At 61.4% G+C, this 1,741-nt stretch carries 1 protein-coding gene and 1 pseudogene; both read right to left on the bottom strand.

Features of this window, described 5'->3' with window-relative positions; genetic code table 11:
* Positions 1 to 435, bottom strand: a pseudogene (locus tag G4L39_RS09485) (hypothetical protein); the annotation flags it as partial.
* A gap of 915 nt (positions 436 to 1,350) precedes the next feature.
* Positions 1,351 to 1,741, bottom strand: a 391-nt coding sequence (locus tag G4L39_RS09490; protein WP_205880919.1) for a hypothetical protein, incomplete at its 5' end; no start/stop codon positions are given.

The following is a 1,741-nucleotide window of genomic DNA, read 5'->3' on the forward strand; positions in this document are numbered from 1 at the left end:
ACCGCTCAACCGCACCCACAACAACCCGCCCACACCACCCGCTCCGTCCAGGGATTCCGAAACATCCAATCCCCACACGTACGACCGCACCACCGCACCGTTCGTCCCGTGCAGCTCCGCAATGTGACGACCAAACCACACGGGATCACTCACCAGCTTCAGATCCTCCACCACCTGCCACGTGCTGTTCGTCCATACGTACCGCACCTGCCGTACCCGACGCCCCAACGCATCGTACGTCCAGTCCACCCGACGCCGATCCACACTGCCCCAGCTCATCACGCGCACCAGCCGGTTCTCAGCATCCCAACTGTACACCCACCGACCGTCCCGGACAAGATTCCCGTCCAGGTCGTAGTTCATCAGCTCCGGCGTCTGCACCACCACCGCCGTCCGCACCTCACCCTGCAGCCGGTCCCGTGGGTACAAAGGCATGGAGGGACTGAACCACAGAGACACAGAGGACACGGAGAACGGCCAAAAGAGAGCGCGCAAAGCATGTGGCGAGCTCCATGGCGGCGGTTGGTGTCCGACAATGTTTTCCGCAGCCCCTTGCCCCGGCAAAAGCCGGATGGCCGGCATCGGTTCCGATCAACAGCTTATTATAGGCGCATCGAGGTGACGGCCTGGGACGCGGTCCCTCCCACGGGACCTTGGAGGAGGGGCACAGTCCTCTGTGCGTGTTCATGCGGCAGCTCAAGCCGCCCTGGAGAGTCGCCGTCCTCGACGATTGAAAAAACTGGGGGGCGAACGCCCGCCGGGAGGGGCGCAGTCCTCTGCGCCCGATACTCTTGCTGACCGCGGGGACCCGGACCCTCCCGACCTCGCGAATGGCTGGGGTGCCTTCGATTTGGGGATTCCCCGGGAGGGGCACGGTCCCCCGTGCCCGCATTGTTCCACGGACCGTGACAACGGTCCCTTCCGGGCTGACACATGCGGTAGGGCGTCCTCGATCCGACGATGGCGGGGGAAGGCACCGTCCCCGGTGCCCGCCGGATGCGCATCGTATGCACGCCATCCCTCGCTGCTTGGCCGAAGCTGCAGGATGCCCTCGCTGGGGCGCCAGCCCGGGAGGGGCACAGTCCCCTGTGCCCAATACTCTTGCGGACGGCGGGGACGCCGTCCCTCCCAACCTGTCGGAGATCGTAGGCGCATCCACCGATTGGGCACGCTGGAGGTTGGGCACGGGCCCTGTGGTCTGCCTTTTCTAGCAGACCGCGGCGGCACGGTCCCACCCAACGGACCCTGTGGGAGGGGCGGAGTCCTCTTCGCCCGCCATGCTTGCCCGCATGTGTTTATCCCTGCCTATTCATCTCTTACGTGCACACGGCAGCCTTTCTTGGACAGCGGTCAATCGCCTTTTCCTACCTCAAAACCCTTCTTAATCTTCGAAAGCCTTTCTTCACTCATGGGTGTCACTGTGCCATCTTTACTTCTTTCAAATCCCTCCACCGGTATTCCGTTGTCACCAATCAGGATCAAGGTTTCAAAGAACCCGTCGCCGTCCTCGTCTCCCTCCATGGCCAGGCATTTACCTTGATGATGATAACTGCGAATGGTGACACTTCTATTGTTCATCTTATCCAAGGTGGATGCAAACACCATTTTTCCGTTCCGAAAGCACTTCACAAACACCAGATTGATCTCTCCATCATCACGCACACTCACTTCTACGCGTCGCGATACCAGTTCTCCGCTCACAAAGGTCTCCGTGATGCGCCTGTAATATCCGCGTTCTCGG

Source organism: Limisphaera ngatamarikiensis (assembly GCF_011044775.1).
Classification (GTDB): Bacteria; Verrucomicrobiota; Verrucomicrobiia; order Limisphaerales; family Limisphaeraceae; genus Limisphaera; species Limisphaera ngatamarikiensis.